Genomic DNA, 19,004 nt, shown 5'->3' with positions numbered 1-19,004 from the left:
GTAATAATACATATTTCAAATACATTATTTCCTTTTACTCATACTTTTATCATTGAGTTTTTATTCACAAATTCGTAACACATACACATGAGTTATCATGCTAAAATTAGTTTATTCACAAGAAGAAGTTATTCTTAATAAATCAATAATTTTTAATACCCTGTTTAAAGCCTTGCCCCCCTGCAAGGCTTTTTCCTATTTAAATAGAGTAGTAGTTTTCGTTATGCTTCTCTCCCCCTTATTCCTTACCCTACAAATAATACTGAATGTTTATTTTAATTTTTCAGCATCCGTACTCGCTCTGTTCGAGAGCTATTTACCAAATATTCAATCTAATGATAAAATTGACCAAATTAATATTTTCGTCCATAACTGTATCAAAAAGTACACTAAAGAAAAAATAGCACTTTCACGATTAAGTAAACGCGAGCTTTTTCTTCTATCTACTTACTATTTAAGGTTAATAGTTTAGTAACAAGATTTAAAAATTCGACTTAAATTCATTGATGAATGGAGAGGTTTATATGAAATTAAAAGACAAAGTAGCAATCATAACTGGTGGTGCAAGTGGAATTGGCGAATCTACTGTTCGTCTTTTTATCGAAGAAGGTGCAAAAGTAGTTATTGCTGACTTTTCTGAACGTGGAAAAGAACTATCAGATGAATTGAATGCACATGGATATAATACGTTATTTATTAAAACCGATGTAACAAAAGAGGCAGATATTAAACAGCTAATTCATGAGACAGTAAGTACATACGGTAAATTAGATATTATGTATGCCAATGCCGGCGTTGCTGATGATGCACCGGCAAACGAATTATCCTATGAAAAGTGGAAAAGAACTATTGATATTAATTTGTCCGGGGTATTCCTTTCTGATAAATATTCGATTGAACAATTTCTTAAACAAGGTACAGGTGGTGTCATCGTTAACGCTGGTTCGATTCATAGTTTTGTTTCATTACCTACCCCAACAGCATACTCCTCTGCAAAAGGTGGTGTGAAACTATTAACTCAAAATTTATGTACTGCCTACGCTAAATATGGAATACGTATTAACGCGGTGTGCCCTGGTTATATTGACACCCCTTTACTAGGTAGTGTTAATCCTCAACAGAAAGAATATTTAGCTTCACTTCATCCACAAGGCAGACTTGGAACACCAGAAGAAGTCGCTAAAGCTGTCTTATTTTTAGCAAGTGATGATGCTAGTTTTGTTAACGGCACAACACTTCTTGTTGATGGAGGCTATACTGCACGTTAATTTAAAAATTTTGAAGCACCCTAAAAAATATATAGTCTTCAACAAGAAAAAGCGCCATCACAAGTGACGGCGCTTTTTCTATGTAAGAGCAACTAGAAGATATCCTTCTAGCCTACTCCCATTTATAAGTCCAAAACTGTTCAAGTTGCAGCCATTTTAATGTTGCTGCATCTTTGTTTTTTATTTTTGCATGCGTATCTTCCAGCATTGCTTCTGTTTGTGAACGGTGCGCACCTAGTGCAGTTAATTTATGATCAAATACTTCACTAATGTTATTTACAACATCCGGTTCTCCTAATACTGCCTCACGATTTTTCGTAATCGCAACAGCATGAATAACTGGGCGCTCTTCTTTTGGCATACGTGATACAGCGCGAACGACAGCGCGGCCAAATGCATTATGATCTGGATGTACACCGTGCTCTGGATAAAATGTAATAATTCGAGATGGATTTACTTCTTGAATGATTGCTTCAATTTTGTCAGCAACGAAATCAACATCTTCAAATTCTAACGTTTTATCATGGAAGCCAAGCATTCTTAAATCTTTAATACCCATCGCTTCACAAGCATCTTTCAATTCTTTCTTACGGATATTTGGAATCGTTTCACGGTTAGCGAATACGTTCTTACCCATGTTACGTCCCATTTGTCCTAGAGTACCACATGCATATGTTACAGGTACTCCTTGATCTGTTAATAAGCGAATTGTTCCTCCCGCAGCATATGCTTCATCATCTGGATGCGGAAATACAACAAGTACATGTCTCTCCATAAATTTCCCTCCTTCTTACTTAAATGGTGTTAAGCTTAACTCAAGTGCAACTGCTAGACGACCTAAATTATCATGTCCAGCTAATAATAAACGCTCTTGATCGTCTACTTCCCAGTGCGTAATACCTTCAGCATATACCCAACCGTGATCCATTTTCAGACCAACTCGGTATGGATTTGTTCCAGTTATCTTCCCGCGTTCAAAACGGATAATCGCATTTCGAATGAAAGCACCAACTGTCATCATCTTTTCATTTATGTGTGATGCATACGCTCCGTTTGTCGTTTCTAAATGAATATATACATCTTTATTTACAAAACGTTCAATTTCATTTTGAATAAGAGAACTATCTTTTACTATTTCCATCGGAATTCACCTCTTTAAACCATTTTACGCAAAAATAATGTAAATTGCTATCTCTATATTAGAGGACAACACTCACTTTTCCTAATAATTTGCACTGTGTTTTTTATATTTTTTATATGATATGTAAAAAATACATTTTTTCCTTCACTTTGTTAAATAGTTTTCTTTCTTTTTTGAATTTGCTACAATATATTTTATCCCGTATTATTGTAGCGAGATACATTTCGACAATTGAATACATAATTTAAAGAAGGTGACATGATTGGAACAGTCAGCACATGAAGTAGCAAATTGGCAATATTATTTTGCAATTGCCGTATTTTTAATCACGTACGGATTTATTATTTCTGAGAAATTGAATCGTGCTGTAATCGCACTATTCGGTGCTGCTATTATGATTATTTTTGGAGTTGTAGATTTACATACTGCTTTCACATCACATATTCAATGGGAAACGATTACCCTTTTAATTGGGATGATGATTCTCGTACATATTACGAGTCAATCAGGCGTCTTTGAATTTGTGGCCATTAAAGCGGCAAAAGCAGCTGGCGGAAAACCGATTCGCATTTTATTATTACTATCCCTATTAACTGCTGTCGGATCAGCATTTTTGGACAATGTAACGACTGTTTTATTAATCGTTCCTGTTACATTATCCATTACACGTATTTTAAAAGTAAATCCTGTGCCTTATTTGATTTCAGAAGTGCTGTTTTCAAATATAGGCGGAACAGCAACATTAATCGGTGATCCACCTAATATTATGATTGGATCAGCAAACAAGCATTTAGACTTTAACGCCTTTTTACTTAACTTAGCTCCAATCGTAATTATTATTTCTATTGTGACACTTGGCATTATTTACTTCATGTACCGTAACAAACTAAAAACAACACCTGAACAAATCGAAAAACTAATGGCATTAAATGAAAAAGATTATATTAAGGATCAAAGCCTCCTTTTAAAATCTATTTCGATTTTAGGACTAACTATTTTAGGCTTCGTACTTCATTCGATTATTCATGTAGACGCTGCCGTTATAGCGATGACAGGCGCTACACTTCTTATGTTAATCGGCGTGAAAGAACATGATATTGAAGATGTATTTGCCCACGTTGAATGGGTAACCATTTTCTTCTTCGCCGGACTATTCGTTCTCGTTGGCGGGTTAATTGATATCGGACTTATCTCTTCACTTGCAAAAGAAGTAATCGACGTAACAAACGGTGACATCGGATTTGCAGCTATACTTATTTTATGGGTATCTGGCATCGCATCTGCGACAATCGACAACATCCCATTTGTCGCAACGATGATTCCTCTTATTCAAGACTTAGCTACAGGACTCGGACTATCTGTCGATTCTCCGCAAATCGAAGTACTATGGTGGGCGTTATCTCTTGGAGCTTGCTTAGGAGGAAATGGAACACTAATCGGAGCGTCTGCAAACGTAGTCGTTGCTGGTATTGCAAAACGTGAAGGACATGGCTTCTCTTATATGGACTTCTTAAAAATCGGTTTACCATTAACTATTGTTGCACTCTTGTTATCACATGCTTATATATATTTACGTTATTTAATGTAAAAGTTGTATTGTATGAAATTATATCGTCAAATAAAAAAGGTTTGCAGCATCGTGCTGCAAACCTTTTTTTCATCACCAAAATATACCGATAATTGCTAATCCACCTAAAATCATACCACCAATTTGTCCGACAATTGTTGGTGATAGTTGAACACCTTTTCTAACTTCAACAACTGGTCTTTCGTGCCTTAGTTGCTGCACCTCACTTTGAAGTTGGTGCACACTTCCGTGTAACTCTTTAATAAGTTCTTTTAATTCGGCGACCTCTTCATTTACTGGTTTTGCCTTTTCCAAATTCATTTTGCATGACTCCTTATAAATTCAATCAGTACACTGTAAATTTTCGCCAATTACCATTATATCTCCTGCATACTACATATATAATTTAGAATGTACTTTCTAACCTTGCAGCTCTATCCATTCATCCCGCAATATCCCCATAATCATACGGTCAAAACACTTCCCATCTCTTTGAACCGCTTCTCTCATACAGCCTTCCATTTGAAAACCCATCTTTTTATACAATGCAATGGCAGGTTTATTATACGAAATAACATCGAGACCGATGCGGTGTAAATTCAATTCATAGAAAGCATACTTTAGAATAAGATGTATTGTTTCTTTCCCATATCCTTTTCCTCTATCATTCGCATCTCCTATACCAATAGCTAATAAACCTGTTCTGTTATTCCACTCTATACCATGAAGCGCCACAAAACCAATTAAGCGATCTTCTTGAACTGTCCTTACCATGAAAGAAACACTATTCGATCTCCGTCCTTTTAATAGCCCATCACTTGCTATTTCATTTAAAGATTGCGGGAATGCTACATCTGTATCAACATTTCTTAAATACTCACTATCCTCTTGCCACATAGCCATCACTTCAACATCTTTTTCTCTCATAGCTGATAATTTAATCGTTTTATTTTGAAAAAGATTCATCGTCATTTCAAACTCCCCCTTTATTAAATAACGGGGATAATTATTCGAGCCTATTTACCCCCTCGTTTCATAAACGGGATACTTACAATAAGCGCTGACATTGGCACATCTCCTCCATATTGAATTAACTTCATTGTATAATTTTTTATTTATTCTAACAATAACAGAAAGGCCCTCCAAATTTAGAGGGCCTTTCCTAATAACAAAACTATATTATTTCGTAAACATTTTCTCCGCTTCATCCATTGCCATTTTGTTTCCTAAAGCAGAATAGTCCAGCCATGGTTGATCATTGATAATGTATACGTGCTTGCCTTTAACTGCTTTTAAGTCTTTCCAAATTGGTGTTTCTTGAAGTTGTTTAAATGCTGCTTTTGCTTTATCATCTCTATTTACAACAACGAAAATCGCATCTGCATCAAAGTCAGGTAATACTTCTTGTGAAATGACTTCGAAAGGACGGTTTCCATCAATTTTCTCTACACCATTTGCAGGCTGTAACCCTAAGTCTTGGAATAAAATTGGTCCCATCGGTCTTTTTGTACTAAATACACGTAATTCTTTTGCAGTAACGCGAATTGCCATTACTTTTTCGTTATTACCTAGCTCTTTATCTATTAAACTTTTTACTCGTTTTGACTGCTCTTCGTAATCTTGAATATATTTATCTGCTTCTTTCTCACGGTTTACAAGTTTACCAACTTGTTTTAAATGATCTCTCCACGTACCTTCATCTAAATTGAAAGAATGTGTTTTTGCAATTTTTTCGTATTTCGCTACATCTTTACCAGCATATTTTTCATCAATATAAATGTCAGTTGGCTTTAATTGAAGTAACGCTTCCATATTCGGATCTGTTACAACACCAAGCTCCTTCGTATCTTTCAACTTCTCTTTAGCGTGCGGTAAGAAATCTTTTAAATCTCCACCAATAACAGAACCTACTGGTGTAATTCCTAATGCAAGTAAATCATTTGTTAAATGAATAGACATTGAAGCAATTTTTGGGTCATTACTTTTTTCCGTTTTTTTCGTTGCCTCTTCATTAGCTTTCGTTTGACCACATGCTGCTAATAATAAAATACACATCATGCTAAATAAAATAGTAAGTTTCTTTTTCATATGTTCTCCTCTTTGAAGTATTTATTTTGTTTTTGTAAGTAAATAAAGAAAATACGGTGCTCCTAAAGCTGCCACTACTACACCAGCTGGAATAGAGTTTGGCTCAAATATAGAACGACCTATCGTATCTGCTAGCACTAAAATAATCATTCCGATAATGCCAGCTAAAGGAAGAAAGTGTTGATATGTAGTACCTACTAACTTCCTTGCGATATGCGGAGCAACTAAACCGATAAAACCAATTCCTCCTGCCATCGATACACTTGCGCAAGATAGTCCAACCGCTGTAGCTAAAAGTAATAACCGTTCTTTTTGAACAGAAACACCAAGTCCTGCTGCTACACTATCACCTAGTGACAATGCATTTAACGTTTTAGATTTTAGCCATGCATAAGGGGTTAGTATGAAAATCCAAGGTAATAATGCAAGGACATGAATCCAATCCCTTCCCCACACGTTACCAACTAGCCATCTAGAAGCGAATGTATACGTCTCATCATTTAACTTGAGAGAGAAAAATAACGAAATTGCACTAAAGCCAGCTGAAACTGCAATACCAACGAGAATAAGTCTAATGGGAAGTAAACCTTTTGACCGATCACTCGCAAGTAAAATAATAAGAGATGCAGCTAATACTCCTCCGCCAAATGTAAATAACGGTATTAAAATGGATGCACTCTCATTAATAGAATGAAAGAGAGTAACAAATACGATAAGACCGAAAGATGCACCTGAATGCAATCCTAAAATACCAGGATCTGCAAGTGCATTACGTGATAACCCTTGCAAAATCGCACCGGAAATACCAAGACCAATACCGGCTAACATCGTGATTATTATTCTTGGCATACGATAATCATATAGCACGGTTGCACTCTCAAAATCACCATAACCCAAAAGTGTTTCAATTACTCTAAGTGGCTCTATACTCAGTGTCCCTGTATTTAGACTAATTAAAATTACAGCGATACTTATACATCCGAATATTGTAGTTACAGTAATAGTTCTCTTTTTATCCGTGTTAAAAAGATCTTTCACTTATAGCTCCCTCCCAACTTTACGTGCTATATAGAGGAAGAACGGAACTCCAACAAGAGCTACCATAATCCCTATCGCAAGTTCCTTAGGAGGATTTACTGTTCTTGCTCCTAGGTCAGCTACAACTAATAACATAGCTCCTAATAATGCTGACATAGGAATAATGAGTCTATAATTAACACCAACTAATTTTCTAGCAATGTGCGGGATAACTAATCCTACAAATCCAATAGAACCAACAGCTGAAACAGAAACACCTGCCAGAATAACTACTATAATCATCCCTAGTATTCTCGTTCGGTTCGTTTTCACTCCTAAATTTGTAGCAACATCATCCCCCATTGATATGAGTGAAATAGATCGCCCTAACACTATTGCAAAAATAATCGTTATAAGAATAATAGGGACTAAAAATTTCAAGTGTTCCCACTTAACCCCTGCAACACCACCAGCATACCAAAACGCTAAATCCTGGCTTAAATCATAATAAATCGCAACACCTGAACTTAATGAATGTAAAAGCGCTGCCATAACCGCTCCAGCAATCGTTAACCTCATTGGTGTTAACCCGCCTGATGTTGCTGATCCAATAACAAAAATAAGTACTGTACTTAAGACTGCTCCAATAAAGGAAACAATCATTAAATAGGAATACGGCATATGTGGGAAAAAAGCAAAACTAAGTGCTACTACAAACATCGCACCTGCATTTATTCCGAGTACACCTGCATCAGCTAAAGGATTTCGTGTTACACCTTGCATAACAGCACCAGCGACCGCAAAAGCTGCCCCTACAACTGCTGCTCCAATTACTCTCGGGAGCCTTAATTCATAAATAATTTGGTGCTGCGTTAATTTCGGATTGTAATCCAAAACCGCTGTCCACACCGTTTGTAAATGAATATCCTTTGCACCAAATGAAATGGCTAAAAATATAGATCCAATTAAACATAAAATTGTTAAGCTCATGAAACATATGAACTTAATATGTATCCAGCGGTTATTACCAGCATGTACAGTAGACTTATGTAACATGTTTCATTTCATCCTTTATATTCAGTTGTTTTTTGTAATTATTTTTTATTTATAATTATTATTGATAATAATTATCATTTTCATTTAGATATTATATCCCCACCTTTTTTAAATAGCAAACTATTTTTTTACTTTACTACTATTCATTGTTTTCTCTCGCACATTTGTACAATTTTCATTACAAGGCGTTACATATAAAATGCCACTCGTTCTCTCCTTTTTCCTTATCGGATTTTTCATTTGGATTGCAGAGAACATCGCAACATTTTTCGGAGCATGGCAATATCCAAATCAACGGGAAGCATGGAGTCTCGTTCACTTAAGCAAAATTAGTTCATGGTTTTTACTCGTTGTTATTAGCATTATGATTGTTACGCAGCTCAAACATTTGAAGGAATCAAAAAGATAATGCTGATTATGTAAAAACAGTTAGCCCATCACTCATTAGAGAGTGATGGGCTTTTTTTAGTAATATTTTTTAAACCGACCTTATCAAAGGAGTTATAATTTACAAGAGCATAAGCAGTTGCACATTATGAACTACTACTAGCTGAAGATGTTGCTGCAGATGAAGCGGCAATCGTTGCCATCATGGCTGCCTGTTGTGCTTGTATGAGGACTTCTATCATAGTTTGTAAACCTGTGTTGGTAGCTTTACTTTCCTCACCTTTCTGACTTACGAACAATTGAATAGCAATAAGAATATTTGTATCTGTATGCCAACGGAACAATTTATCCCCCTGCAATTTTTCAATAAATGCTCGAATAGAATGAATCTCTTTTTCTCCATCCTCGAGTAACGCTAGTAGCCCGATAGCTGGGTAATGCATCTGTTTTACTTTTACCTTTTCTTGCTTTAACAAATTCCATATATTTGTGCATTTTGCAACTAATAGTTCTTCCCTGACATCCTTCTTTAGTGAAAGAATATGACTCAAAAATTGAAGATCATTCCCTTTACGCAAACCAGCTGTCGCTAGTTTCTGATAAAGACGTTCCACTCGGTCCATAAGTGTTTCTACATGCTCTGATTGTCCTGCTAATAAAACTGCGAGCGGATAATCATTTGTACTTGTAAGAAAGAGGTGATCCTTTTTCATGCGTTTATATACTTGCATCGAACGCTGAATATGTGTGCCATGCTGTTCATTTTCTTCTGTTAAAAGCACAGCTGCTGCGAGATAAGTAAATATACTCCGGCTAAAGCCACCAGTGACCAATTGTTCATATAAATCTAAAAACGTCCGAAAAGCTTCCTTGTAATCTGTAAAGTGAATATCTAATGTTGCGGCCACTACAAAACGATGATAAGACTTTAAGTATGAAAACATCCCTACCTGATTCTTAATATAACTACTAATTTCTAAAAAACGTCCGAGATCAAACAATTTATCACTACCTGCATACATAGCAGCAATCATCATTCCTGTTCGAGAATCACTCGTTTTCCATTTTAGTTCTCCCTTTAACTGTACATATGTATGTTTATATTGCTCCAACTTTTGCTCTAATGTAATCATAGTATTCACCCCTATTTCTAGTTCTTCTCTATCATTATACGTATATTCCATATTTAGGAATACTATAATTAATAATCACAACATAAAAATTATAAAATTCTCTTATCCTTCTTCATCAGCATCACGATGATAATCCCTAATCCTTCAAGAAGTTATACAAAAAAGGTAGATAATAATTTATCTACCTTTTTTGTATATATTATTTAACATTACACCTGTATTGCTTGTTATATGCAATTAAGACTAAAGAGCTTTAATAATACGTTCCATCGCTTTCATTTGCCCAATATGATCAGCTTCATGATAAAGCATCATACCGTAAAGCTCCCCTACTGTTTCCAATCCTAGGAATGGCTCTGGCAGTTTATTTTCAAATGCTTCTGCTGGAATTTCGTTAATACGTTTTGCTTGTTCTTTTAATTGAGCCGTTAACATTTCTAACGATGGTCCTTCTGTTTTCCATTTAGATGGTCGTGATCCATACCCAAACATACCTGGATATTCAGTTGGTAATTGTTTGAATTCTTTTCCAAACATGAAAACTTCTGCTGCTGTTAACACGTGACCGATATGCCAACGAATTGTATTGTTAAAACCCTCTGGCTGCGTATCCGCAGTTTTATCATCTAACGTTTCCATAAATTTAAGTAACGCCCCGCGCGTTATTTCAAATTGTTTTAAACCCACTAGTCTATTCATGTTATCGTTCCCCTTCTTGATGTACAATTTATTATGAACTAAGAATGTTCAACTTATTAAAGTTTCACCTTGTTTAATCTATCAGAAACAAATAAGAAATACATCTAATATGCTTATTAAAAATAATAAAAAGGTTCACTCCTCGTAAATATAGAATTACTTACTATGTAAATAAAAGAGGAGTGTACTTGCATGTTACATATTTTAAAACAACAATATAATCTTATTGGCTCTACAAGAGAAACTCTATTTTCGTTTTTGGAAGAAATCCCACTAGAAAAATTACATAGCACTGTTCCGAATTTCGGGAGCGGTAGCATTATAAAGACACATATTCATGTAGCCGATTGCTATCGATACTGGCTTGGATCATTCGCATTCAAGCAAAAAAGAGCAGACTTTTCATTTGCTAGCGATTACGAAATTGAGCATGCAGATGTCGCGAAAGTCCGTGCTAGATTTAAATTAGTAGATGAGACTGTACAATGTTTTTTAGATGAATACAATGACCGTTGGCTCGAAAATATTGCAAATGAAGTAAAGTGGCAAAAAGAGCCTTGGAGTACAACTCCGCTATGGCTTTTAACTCATACAGAGACTCATGAGTTTCATCATAAAGGACAAATTGTATCAATGGCTAGGCACCTTGGATATACTCCTCCTGATACAGACCTTAGTTAATACATTCGTGTTCATTTAAAAGCGGAATGAGCAGCAAGAATAATAGTATGATCAAAAAACTCGTTGATACATTTTGTTGTGTATAAAACATTTATTATTTGTTTTAGGTATACCATGCCATTATAAAATTCATGTAACATCGAATTAAGATTCATATTTTTTATGTAACTCATTGAAGAAAATTTAAGTATTTATACATTCAATTACTAACTAAAGGAGAAAATTATAATGAGATTAGAGAGCGAAAGAATTTATTTAAGGCCTCTTTGTCAGCTAGATGCTCCTATTATATTAGAAAGTACAATGGATGATGAAATAAGATATATGACTGGAACTAAGTCCACTTTTTCATTGGAGCAAATTACGAAACATATAGATCATATAAATAATGATTCAAGTCGCTATGATTTCGCTATTTGTTTACAAAGTACTGACGAGATGATTGGAGAGTTGTCGATTTTAGATATCGATGAGGAGAACAAAAGAGCAGGATTCAGAATATCAATGCTTTCAATAGCATTAACAGGACAAGGCTATGGAACTGAAGCTATTAAAATAGTTTTAATTTTTGCTTTTGAACAACTATCATTAAATCGTTTACAGTTAGAAGTATTTAGCCATAATTTACGCGGAATTAAAGCTTATGAAAAAGTTGGTTTTGTAAAAGAAGGAACCTTACGTCAATCTTTATTTTATAACGATACATACTCAGATGAAATTATTATGGCCATACTTAAAAGCGATTATATAGAGACCTTTGTAAATGGATGTACTTAATCTATTAAACAATTTTAAAGAACCTTACCACAATAAAATGCAGTAAGGCTCTTTCATTTTTATATCAAATAACAGCTCTTAAAACATGTATAATCGTATTAATACCAAATTGTCTCCGCATAATTATAAGCATCGCTATTCGGAATGGCATGTTTCCCCTGCGCTTGCGCCTTTCTTGGATCTAAGTCATATACCATTGGCGTATAGCATGATGTTTGCCCTTTATTTACAACACCATTTCCTCCAGCACTTCCACAAGTGTATGCCTTTCCATCTGTTTTTCTAACAATCCTTGCATCAGCTTCGTTATTATAAACTGCTGGACGAGTTACAGTAACTTTTGCCCACGCTGTCTTACACGTCGTGCTAAATTTTAATTCCACATAAGAATTTGAATCAATCCACTTCTTTTCTTTCGTTACTGCAGATTGATCACAGCTGTTATAATAAGGACTTTTCCCATCATATGAATGGTCTTCTGCGTATGCTTTATCGCTATTAGTCGTGCTAAACATACTAGTTACAACGAGTAAAGATAGCAATAAACATGCACTCGTCTTTTTTAAAAGTTTCATATCATTTCACTCCTTTATTAATAACGTGCTGTTTTCCCGTAACCGTTATTAAACGTAACTGCTTCAGCATCTGCTGTGTATCCGAAATCAGCAGTTAAATCAAATACCATTCCTGTATAAGTGCTCGTTTGACCTGTTTTTATTGTGCCGTTCCCCTGATTAGAAGTAACTGATTTTTGGAATACACCATTTTTGTATTTATTCACAACAGCGTACGCGTAGACTCCTCCCGAAACAGCTGGTGCTGGTTGATCTAAAACAAACTTAGCCCATGCTGCATGACATTTATTACTGTAACGTAAATACACTGTCCCTACTTTTTTACTACCTTCATATACAGCTGTAGATTTTGCATTAAATCCATCTGCATCACACGTCGTACTTCCCCCGTATACTTTCGTTGTTGCTGGATTTTTCCCGTCATAATAACTACTTAAATCAGTAGCTGCAAATGTACTTCCTTGAAAACTAAATAATACACCTATACTTGCCGCACTTAACACGCATACTTTCATTAACTTTTTAAACATTTTAAATTCCTCCTCACAATAAGTACGTATACTAAAGACAAGCTATACTGCTATGTAAGTCCTCCTTTCACGCTTCCTAGAGGCATCTTACAGAAACGAATAAACGTTGTAAATTCCCTTATGATTATTGGAATATACGAAGAATTTTACTTATCCTTGTAAGAAAAAAAGTTGAGAAATACACATTTTATAGCATTCTATATTTAAAACATAAAAGAACCGATACTTGTTATATTCAAGCATCGGTTCTTTATACAAAATTGCCATTTTTTCTTTTATATAAAATAAATATTTCTCCACTTAATTCGTTACAAAAAACTCCCTCGTTACATCAATAAATTGCTGCAGTGGTGCTGTCATCCATTTATCTTTATGCCAAGCAATTTGTGTATAAATTGGAGATATTGTTTCGTTTAACATTAACTCCTTTAACGTCCCTTCCCGTATATCTTTTTCTACTACTATCGCTGGTAAAACGGCTATACCTAAATCTGCAATAACACATTGTTTAATTGCTTCAACACTAACAAATTCAATTTTATTTGCTGGATATACATCTTCCCCGCGAAATAGCTCTTCAAATAAAGTCCGATACGAGCAGCCTAATTCTGTTAGTAAAAGTGTTTCACTCTCTAAATCTTTTATAGAAACTGAAGGTTGTTCAAGTAAACGATGCGTAGGAGCAGCTACTACTTTTAATTCTTCTTTCATAAGTGGTTCCACATGTAAAACATCTTCTGTTTTACATTCGTCCAAAATAAATGCAAGATCTACTTTCCCCTCCATCAATTGTTCCTTCGCATCTTTATTGGAGTGTGCTGGTTTAAATATAAGTTTTATTTGAGGAAATTGTGCTTTAAACTTCTTTAATATAGAAGGCAGTCTGTATGTACATTGACTTTCTTGTGCACCAATTATTAACGTACCTGCTATTTCTTCATCATCTTTCACAGCCATTTTCGCTTCGTTACTGAGTACAATCATCTTGTCGGCATATAGTTGAAACTTCCTACCTGCTTCAGTTAAGAAAAGACGTTTTCCTAATCTTTCAAATAACGGTGTACCAAGCTCAGCTTCTAACGTTTTAATTTGCGCTGTCACGCTCGATTGAGCAAAGTTTAATTTCTTCGCAGTTTGTGTAAAGTTCAAAGTATGTGCCGCTACTTTAAATGTAATTAACTGTTTTATTTCCATTTATCATCCCTCTTTTCAATCGATATTTCCGATTGATTCCATCGAAATAATCCTCTTTGTCTATTGATATTTGTATTGTATGATAAAGAACATCTATAAACAATATAAATGGAGGTATTCCATATGAAAGCACTTTGTTTCGAAACATTCGGAGACGCTAATGTTCTACACTATAAAGAAATACACGATCCAATCATAAGTCCAAATGAAATTCTTGTCCGCACGAAAGCAATCGGATTAAACTTCGCTGATATTTATAGACGCCGCGGCGATTATCATCTTGCTGGCAATCCGCCTTATGTATTAGGTTATGAAGGAGCTGGAATTGTTGAAAAAGTAGGAGCTGACGTTACTACTATCAACCTAGGAGACCGTATTGCATTTGCGGACGTCCCATTTGCAAATGCAGAACTAGTTGCCGTTCCATCTGAAAAAGTAATCCCACTACCAGATTCTATTTCTTTTGAAACAGCCGCTTCTGTCTTATTACAAGGATTAACTGCACATTATTTAACGCAAGATAGCTATCAACTAAAACAAGGTGATATAGCTTTAGTACACGCTGCAGCTGGTGGCGTCGGTCAACTTCTTATTCAAATGATTAAACTACAGGGCGGAACAGTAATTGGTCTTACATCATCAAAAGAAAAAGCAAAGATAGCTACATTAGCTGGTGCCGATCACGTATTTTTATATAACGACGAATGGCATACGAAAGTACTTGAAATGACTAATGGAACTGGAGTAAATCTTGTATATGAATCAGTAGGTTCTACATTAGAGGAAAGTTTTAACGCTACTAAAATTGGCGGTACTGTCGTATTTTACGGAATGGCTGGTGGTAATCCTGCTCCAGTTGATCCACGTATGCTTATGGATACTTCAAAAACTTTAACTGGCGGAGACCTTTGGAACGTTCTTACCACTTATGAAGAACGTAAAAAACGATCTACTCAATTATTCGATTGGATCGCAACTGGAAAATTAAACATTTCAAATCCTACTACATTCTCTTTACAAGACGGTGCTCTTGCTCATGAATTATTAGAGAGCCGTAAAAGCACAGGGAAGATTTTATTAATCCCATAATTCACAAAATGAAAAGGAAGCTAGATTTCTCTACCTTCCTTTTCTTATTTCTATTTGAGATTTAATTATATTTCCACACTTTCTTTCCCTTTTGCAACATAACTCATATCTCCAACCGACTCGACTGTATATGTTCCATCTTGGTATACAATCTTCGTCACACTAGCATTTTCCACCCCAAGTTTTGTTTTGCTACTGTCTAACATTTCTATTAAGGTAGTAATCAAAAGCCCATGAACGACAACTAAAACGTTACCGCCACCATTTCCAGCAGCTTCTTCACTAATTTTATCTATCTCAGCTTTTATACGAGTAGAAAATAATTCCCAATCTTCCGCCTGTTTTGTAGGATCTGCTACTCTAATAAGATTAATCACTTCTTGAATAGAAAACTTCATAAGTTCTTCTGGTGATGCAACGCCTGCAGCTTTTCCAACCACATCCCACATATTCTCAAGTTTTTCACCTTCAAAAATACCGAAATTTAATTCTCGCAAATCTTTTCTTTGCTCAAGTTTTAATTTTGATTGCTCACTATATTTTAATACTAAATTAGCAGTTTCAATCGCTCGGCCGCTATCACTACTATACGCATTCATAAAATGAATATCTTTTAATCCTGTTCCTAAATTTGTGGCAACTTCAACACCTTTTTCTACTAATGGAGAATCAGCCCAACCTTGCGCGCGATGATTCGTATTTAATATTGTTTTACCGTGTCTTGTAACATATAACGTAACTGCATTCTCATTGCTATCTGTTTCTCGCTTATTCATTTCATTCTCTCCCTTTACGTTTCTATATCAATTTTACCACCTCAATTATTCATTGAGCAAAATATACGTCAGTAGATCCGCTTAATAAAAAAAGCTATCTTTCTGTATATCCATACAAAAAGATAGCATCTTTTATGATTACATTTCTTAACCGTTACTCCTACTCAGCAAAAGCACTCGAATATTGTACAATTCCTTCTACACCTCGAAGAGAATTTTCTGTTAATTCCATTATCATAAATACCTCTTCAGGCACTTCAAACGGTGCTTTTATATTCCACTCACTTGCTTTCTTAAAACCAAATTTCGGGTAGTACTCTGGATGTCCCAATACTACAACTGATCCGTATCCAAGTTCTTTCGCTTTTTCTAATGCAGCTACAATCAGGTTTCCACCAATTCCTTTTTTCTGATGACCCCTAGCAACTGAAACTGGTGCAAGTGCTAACGATTCTACAGAAGTTCCATCTTGTTCTATTGTAATTTTCGATAACATAATGTGACCAACTATATCTTCATCTACCGCAACAATTGATAACTCTGGAACAAACGCGTCACATTCTCTAATACGTTTTACAAGTTCATGTTCTGTTTTATCACTAAATTCTTCCTTTAAAAATGCTTCTTTTATGACTTCTTCTGTTTTTCTATAATCATTTTTTTGTTCTTGTCTAATCGTTACCATTTTAACTTATCCTCTATTCTTTCTTATTTCTTTTTGAATTTTACGCAGTGCTTTTTTCGATCCGCGCTCAATATCGTGTTGCATTTTTCTTTCTTTATAATCAACAAATAGTGTATTTAAATCGTATCCTTCTGGATATAACTCCTTCGCTGCTACTTCTAAAGTAATACGTTTTACATTTACTTCAACGAATTCACCGTTATAATATACAACAACGTTATAAAAATTATCTTTTTCCTTATAGATGATACCAAAATCATCATGATCCAATAAATTAACACGATCGCCGATTTTGTACTCATAATGAGATTCTCTTTTTTCTTGTACAAATTTCGGTTTTCTAATTTTACTTTCATTCACTTTTTCTAAAGCGTACTCTTTATTTCCCATATACTCTTTCGCTCTTTTCAGTACATGTTCTTTTACGCTCATTTTATTCGCAATCCAAAGTGCATTACTTTCTCCTGATTTTCCGATAACTAATTTATAAAGCGGCTCTAGCGTTTCACTATTAAACTGCATCGCTGCATTCATAAAGTCATCATGCATTTCTGAGAATCGTTTAATTTCTCCGTAATGCGTACTCGCAACGGTAATACATCCCGCAAAGTACAACTCTTCTAAAATAGAAATTGCAAGTGCTGCACCTTCATTTGGTTCTGTACCGCTCCCTATTTCATCAAATAAAAGTAACGTATTATTATTTGACATCCTCATAATCTCAGAAAGATTTTTCATATGAGACGAAAATGTACTTAGTGCATTTTCAATACTTTGATTATCACCAATATCTACGAATACATTTTCGAAAATAGCGATTTCTGTACCTTTATCTCCTGCAATATGAAGACCTGACATTGTAGCTAATGTTAACAATCCAATCGTTTTTAACACAATTGTCTTTCCGCCCGCATTCGGCCCTGTAATAATTAAACTACGATACTCTTGACCAATTTTAAAATGTAACGGTACAACTTGCCCTGTTAAAAGCGGATGCTTACAATTCACTAAATGAATGTAGCCATGATCGTTTAACTTCGGTTCTATTCCATCAATCGATTTACTAAACTTCGCTTTCGCAAATACCATATCATACTGACTAATTAGCTCCATGTTAATCTTTATACTATATATGTTTTCTAACACCATTCCTGATAAAGTCGCTAAAATCTGATACTCTTCAACCGCTTCTTCTGCTTTCAAACCTGCTAATTCTGCATTCAATTTCGTAACCGTATGCGGTTCTATAAATACAGTAGAACCTTTTGCCGAGGCTTCAATAATACTTCCAGCAACTTGATTTTTATAGGAAGATTTAATTGGAATCGTATAACGGTCATCCTTTTTACTAATAAAGAATTCCTGAATGAATTTCTTATTTGCACTACTATTTAAAAACTTCGTTAAACGTTCTTTTATTTTCCCATCTACAGAATCGATATTATTTCGAATTCGTTTTAACTCTTTACTTGCAGCTACATCAATACTATTTCCTTTAATTGAAAAGTTAATTTCCTCTTCAATACTTTTATATTCAGTCATTGAATTTGCATAAGAAGCTAATACTGGTGCAAAAAATTCTTTATCTAACATAAACTTTTTAATCTTTCTACACCCACGTAAAAAGTCTGAAACACTTACTAATTCTTCTGGATCTAAAATCATTCCTTTTTCTAATTTTTGAATTGTACTAGCAATATTAGAAATGCCGAAGAAAGGAACATGCCCTTCTGCATCTAATATAGCTCGTGCTTCTGTCGTTTCATTCAAGCGATTTCTCACTACTTTTATACTCGTACTCGGCTCTAATTTGTTTACTAATTCCTTACCTAATCCACTTACACAATAAGATTTCACTATATCCTTTAATTCGTTATATTGTAACTTTTCAAAAGTCATCGTATTCATTTTGTTTCTCCTCACTATGATTGATTTTTATCATAAATGAAGATACCTACTCATTAGATTCCAATGAGCTCTACATTATTTAATTACCATTTTTATACATTAAAAATATATACAAAAAAGCTGCGGGGATACCGCAGCTTTTACATTTACAAGGCATGTGTAATAACGTATGAGGAAATAAGCCATAAAAATAGATGGCAGTCCCTTATTACACGCTTTATAAAGTATTGTAGGTATCTTCATAGGTTTTGAAATAAATGCATGACAAAATTAGGGGTATGATGTACATAAAAATCCCCTGGTCTTATCCGATTTATTTCATTAAATTTTTCCTATTTAATACCTACCGCACTCACAAAAAGCACCTCTCATTAATTTATATTATAGTCATTGAAATCTAATTTATTGAAATCATCATACTATATGTTACGTG

20 protein-coding genes and 1 pseudogene are annotated in these 19,004 nt (G+C 34.7%); 6 read left to right on the top strand and 15 right to left on the bottom strand.

The annotated features are described in order from the left end of the window. The first annotated feature begins 524 nt into the window (after positions 1–524). Positions 525–1,268, top strand: coding sequence for an SDR family NAD(P)-dependent oxidoreductase (locus ACO6VI_RS27840; RefSeq protein ID WP_000768018.1), 744 nt, complete (start codon positions 525–527; stop codon positions 1,266–1,268). 112 nt (positions 1,269–1,380) lie between these two features. Here ACO6VI_RS27840 and bshB2 read toward each other — a convergent pair whose 3' ends face one another. Further along, positions 1,381–2,043 carry a bacillithiol biosynthesis deacetylase BshB2 gene (gene bshB2 / locus ACO6VI_RS27835; RefSeq protein WP_000439489.1) on the bottom strand — a complete coding sequence of 221 codons (663 nt, stop codon included), beginning with the start codon at positions 2,041–2,043 and terminating at the stop codon, positions 1,381–1,383. 15 nt (positions 2,044–2,058) lie between these two features. Further along, a complete protein-coding gene (locus tag ACO6VI_RS27830; protein WP_000407045.1) occupies positions 2,059–2,409 on the bottom strand; it encodes a YojF family protein in 351 nt (116 codons plus the stop codon). A 262-nt stretch (positions 2,410–2,671) separates the two neighbouring features. Between ACO6VI_RS27830 and ACO6VI_RS27825 the strand changes: the two genes are divergently transcribed. Then, a complete protein-coding gene (locus tag ACO6VI_RS27825; RefSeq protein WP_000437984.1) occupies positions 2,672–3,997 on the top strand; it encodes an ArsB/NhaD family transporter in 1,326 nt (441 codons plus the stop codon). Positions 3,998–4,069: 72 nt separating this feature from the next. Here the strand turns inward: ACO6VI_RS27825 and ACO6VI_RS27820 are convergent, their stop codons facing one another. From ACO6VI_RS27820 to ACO6VI_RS27800, 5 genes are all read right to left on the bottom strand, one after another. Beyond that, positions 4,070–4,297 (bottom strand): hypothetical protein, encoded by a 228-nt coding sequence (locus ACO6VI_RS27820; RefSeq protein ID WP_001047304.1) that lies wholly within the window; start codon positions 4,295–4,297, stop codon positions 4,070–4,072. A 99-nt stretch (positions 4,298–4,396) separates the two neighbouring features. Beyond that, positions 4,397–4,948 (bottom strand): GNAT family N-acetyltransferase, encoded by a 552-nt coding sequence (locus tag ACO6VI_RS27815; protein WP_161520231.1) that lies wholly within the window; start codon positions 4,946–4,948, stop codon positions 4,397–4,399. A 207-nt stretch (positions 4,949–5,155) separates the two neighbouring features. After that, on the bottom strand, positions 5,156–6,064 hold the full coding sequence (locus tag ACO6VI_RS27810; protein ID WP_161520230.1) for an iron-hydroxamate ABC transporter substrate-binding protein: 909 nt from the start codon (positions 6,062–6,064) through the stop codon (positions 5,156–5,158). Between the two features lie 21 nt (positions 6,065–6,085). Continuing rightward, complete coding sequence (locus tag ACO6VI_RS27805) at positions 6,086–7,102, bottom strand: FecCD family ABC transporter permease (protein WP_161520229.1); 1,017 nt, start codon at positions 7,100–7,102, stop codon at positions 6,086–6,088. Then, complete coding sequence (locus tag ACO6VI_RS27800) at positions 7,103–8,137, bottom strand: FecCD family ABC transporter permease (protein WP_000902727.1); 1,035 nt, start codon at positions 8,135–8,137, stop codon at positions 7,103–7,105. Positions 8,138–8,258: 121 nt separating this feature from the next. Here ACO6VI_RS27800 and ACO6VI_RS27795 point away from each other — a divergent pair. After that, positions 8,259–8,546: pseudogene (locus ACO6VI_RS27795) on the top strand (DUF817 family protein); the annotation flags it as partial. Positions 8,547–8,670: 124 nt separating this feature from the next. Here the strand turns inward: ACO6VI_RS27795 and ACO6VI_RS27790 are convergent. Next, complete coding sequence (locus ACO6VI_RS27790) at positions 8,671–9,708, bottom strand: DUF4003 domain-containing protein (RefSeq protein ID WP_161520228.1); 1,038 nt, start codon at positions 9,706–9,708, stop codon at positions 8,671–8,673. 192 nt (positions 9,709–9,900) lie between these two features. Beyond that, positions 9,901–10,356 carry a DinB family protein gene (locus ACO6VI_RS27785; RefSeq protein ID WP_061666704.1) on the bottom strand — a complete coding sequence of 152 codons (456 nt, stop codon included), beginning with the start codon at positions 10,354–10,356 and terminating at the stop codon, positions 9,901–9,903. A gap of 192 nt (positions 10,357–10,548) precedes the next feature. On the opposite strand from ACO6VI_RS27785, the gene ACO6VI_RS27780 reads away from it, so the two are divergent. Beyond that, the gene (locus ACO6VI_RS27780; RefSeq protein ID WP_063548180.1) at positions 10,549–11,037 is read left to right on the top strand and encodes a DinB family protein; all 489 of its coding nucleotides are present in this window, start codon (positions 10,549–10,551) and stop codon (positions 11,035–11,037) included. Positions 11,038–11,265: 228 nt separating this feature from the next. Further along, positions 11,266–11,814, top strand: a complete 549-nt coding sequence (locus ACO6VI_RS27775) for a GNAT family N-acetyltransferase (RefSeq protein WP_063548182.1) — start codon at positions 11,266–11,268, stop codon at positions 11,812–11,814. A gap of 98 nt (positions 11,815–11,912) precedes the next feature. Here ACO6VI_RS27775 and ACO6VI_RS27770 read toward each other — a convergent pair whose 3' ends face one another. From ACO6VI_RS27770 to ACO6VI_RS27760, 3 genes are all read right to left on the bottom strand, one after another. Beyond that, positions 11,913–12,389: a DUF2690 domain-containing protein gene (locus ACO6VI_RS27770; RefSeq protein ID WP_063548184.1), complete on the bottom strand. Its 477-nt coding sequence runs from the start codon at positions 12,387–12,389 to the stop codon at positions 11,913–11,915. Between the two features lie 17 nt (positions 12,390–12,406). Then, positions 12,407–12,919: a YjfA family protein gene (locus tag ACO6VI_RS27765; RefSeq protein WP_000473732.1), complete on the bottom strand. Its 513-nt coding sequence runs from the start codon at positions 12,917–12,919 to the stop codon at positions 12,407–12,409. 300 nt (positions 12,920–13,219) lie between these two features. Continuing rightward, positions 13,220–14,113 (bottom strand): LysR family transcriptional regulator, encoded by an 894-nt coding sequence (locus tag ACO6VI_RS27760; RefSeq protein ID WP_063548186.1) that lies wholly within the window; start codon positions 14,111–14,113, stop codon positions 13,220–13,222. 123 nt (positions 14,114–14,236) lie between these two features. On the opposite strand from ACO6VI_RS27760, the gene ACO6VI_RS27755 reads away from it, so the two are divergent. Then, positions 14,237–15,202, top strand: a complete 966-nt coding sequence (locus tag ACO6VI_RS27755; protein WP_063548188.1) for a quinone oxidoreductase family protein — start codon at positions 14,237–14,239, stop codon at positions 15,200–15,202. A gap of 65 nt (positions 15,203–15,267) precedes the next feature. On the opposite strand, the gene ACO6VI_RS27750 is transcribed toward ACO6VI_RS27755, so the two are convergent. The 3 genes from ACO6VI_RS27750 to ACO6VI_RS27740 form a co-directional block, all read right to left on the bottom strand. After that, complete coding sequence (locus tag ACO6VI_RS27750) at positions 15,268–15,978, bottom strand: histidine phosphatase family protein (RefSeq protein ID WP_001042044.1); 711 nt, start codon at positions 15,976–15,978, stop codon at positions 15,268–15,270. Between the two features lie 160 nt (positions 15,979–16,138). Then, positions 16,139–16,663 carry a GNAT family N-acetyltransferase gene (locus ACO6VI_RS27745; RefSeq protein WP_000256462.1) on the bottom strand — a complete coding sequence of 175 codons (525 nt, stop codon included), beginning with the start codon at positions 16,661–16,663 and terminating at the stop codon, positions 16,139–16,141. Positions 16,664–16,669: 6 nt separating this feature from the next. Beyond that, entirely contained in the window at positions 16,670–18,571 is a 1,902-nt protein-coding gene (locus tag ACO6VI_RS27740; protein ID WP_001095203.1) for an endonuclease MutS2, read from the bottom strand. Positions 18,572–19,004 lie beyond the last annotated feature (433 nt).

The sequence above is a fragment of the Bacillus sp. PSXD-155 genome (genome assembly GCF_049310765.1).
GTDB lineage: Bacteria > Bacillota > Bacilli > Bacillales > Bacillaceae_G > Bacillus_A > Bacillus_A cereus.
Note: the sequence above shows the minus strand (reverse complement) of the source record. Positions and strands in the feature narration are given on the sequence as shown.